This is a genomic window from Pantoea sp. NGS-ED-1003 (genome assembly GCF_000738765.1).
Taxonomy (GTDB): Bacteria; Pseudomonadota; Gammaproteobacteria; order Enterobacterales; family Enterobacteriaceae; genus Pantoea; species Pantoea septica.
Window position 1 is genome coordinate 1 of sequence record NZ_JPQA01000034.1, and the last position, 2,123, is coordinate 2,123.

Genomic DNA, 2,123 nt, shown 5'->3' on the forward strand with positions numbered 1-2,123 from the left:
CGCCATTCATGGCCATATCAATGATTTTCTGGTGCGTACCGGGTTGAGAAGCGGTGTAAGTGAACTGCAGTTGCCATGTTTTACGGCAGTGAGAGCAGAGATAGCGCTGATGTCCGGCAGTGCTTTTGCCGTTACGCACCACCCCGTCAGTAGCTGAACAGGAGGGACAGCTGATAGAAACAGAAGCCACTGGAGCACCTCAAAAACACCATCATACACTAAATCAGTAAGTTGGCAGCATCACCCTCATCGTCTTCATTACGGTAAGCCGGGCTTTCAGCATCATCAGGCACCGGTTCTATATAATCTGGATCGGGACGTTCAGATATAGTGACCTCAGGTTTTCTGCCGGGGCTTCAACTGTATATGCATGAACTAAAGAACTGGTGGCTGTTTAACGAATATGTGGGCTAAGCGTAAATAAATTTATTTTTAGCCGCTTGTGCTTGTGGCAATGAAGAGGAGCACCGGGATGTGAAGACAGTACAAAAACAAAAGAGACGCTGCCACCAAATTCCGGCCCTGAGAGGGCCGTTTTTTTCAGAGAAATGATAAAAAACCATCGCATTGACTCAAGACATAATTTTCTGATTAAGCAGTAAAAATCTCGTTGCCCTGCATGCATCCTTGCCTTCTATCCACTTTTTCTGTTCGCTGAGTTGCAGCTACCTTGCCGGGTTTCATCCCCTGAAGGTCAAAGGCATAAACAGCTGATGGCCCCCTCTGGCTCCCAGGCGTGGCCGGGTCGTCAGCCCTGGCGCGCAAACCGGCAGAGCCGGTAAGCTCCGCCGGACCGCACAGGGTTCCGGGCCTGGCGGCTGGGGTCTGATGGCAACGGCAAGGTCAACCCTGAATCTGGCCGCGTAATTCAGTCCTGTAGCCTCAAATGAAAGTGAAAGGCAAATTAGCAGGTTGCAAGGTTACAGGCTAAGACTGGAAAAGGTCCGCTATGAGCGAGGAGTGGAAGTCCGCGATTGTTCTTACAGTCGCTAATGAAGACATTACTAACATCATGGTATATTCCTAACGGGGAGCAGGTCGTTTATGCTGGTCGCCATTATTACTGATGACGAGAAACAGCTTATACACATTCTCAACTTTCAGCTGCTCACCACAGCCACAGCAGACAGCTCCGTGAGGAGTTTTTTTTTCATCATTTTTAAGAGTGAACTGAAATCGGCGCTTTCCACAGGATGGGCACCGAATCTTAACTCGTCCCATCAGGAGACTCCGTTGTGAAATAGTTTGATGGAAGAGCCTGGCAGGTATTCAGGATAAAGACAAAAAAAGTTACCGGAACCGCAAAATCAGTGGCAGAGCGTCAGTTCATTACGGCTTTATATGACCCTTCCTTATGAACAGCGCACTAACACTGACCGCAGGCAGACCGTCGGGTTAAAACCGTCACAGGATTACCTTGAAAGAGGTTTCGATGACAAACAGCAGGGTGATATCAGTGAAGAGGTTACGCAGGTACTACCGCGCTCACCTCAGCAAAGAGTAAGCCTTCTGATTTGATGACAGTTGCAGTGACTGTGAGTAGTTCAGGAAACTCAGCGCTGGAGAGCGCGCACTGCTGATTGTATCTCCGTGGCTGGCCTGTCTGGCGCTCTGTTATTATCCCCGAAGGCTGCGACAAAATTTTATGCGTTTCTTTGTTGCGACAACATCACCTGATTAATTTGGTTCATCTTGTCTTTGCTTCAGTCAGTGACTGCTGACCGTCATCGGCAATAAAATCCGCAGATGTGGTGATGCTGCCAACTTACTGATTTAGTGTATGATGGTGTTTTTGAGGTGCTCCAGTGGCTTCTGTTTCTATCAGCTGTCCCTCCTGTTCAGCTACAGACGGGGTGGTGCGTAACGGTAAAAGTACTGCCGGACATCAGCGCTATCTCTGCTCTCACTGCCGTAAAACATGGCAGTTACAGTTCACATACACAGCCTCTCAACCCGGTACGCACCAGAAAATCATTGATATGGCCATGAATGGCGTTGGATGCCGGGCAACCGCCCGCATTATGGGCGTTGGCCTCAACACGATTTTACGTCACTTAAAAAACTCAGGCCGCAGTCGGTAACCTCGCGCATACAGCCGGGCAGTGACGTCATCGTCTGCGCGG

General features: G+C 49.5%; 1 protein-coding gene and 1 pseudogene. One reads left to right on the top strand and one right to left on the bottom strand.

Translation table 11 applies throughout. The annotated features are described in order from the left end of the window. The coding region (locus tag JS46_RS23805; RefSeq protein ID WP_000179196.1) for an IS1 family transposase at positions 1-190 on the bottom strand (190 nt) is incomplete at its 3' end. Positions 191-1,805: 1,615 nt separating this feature from the next. Between JS46_RS23805 and JS46_RS23810 the strand changes: the two are divergent. Continuing rightward, positions 1,806-2,123: pseudogene (locus JS46_RS23810) on the top strand (IS1-like element IS1A family transposase); the annotation flags it as partial.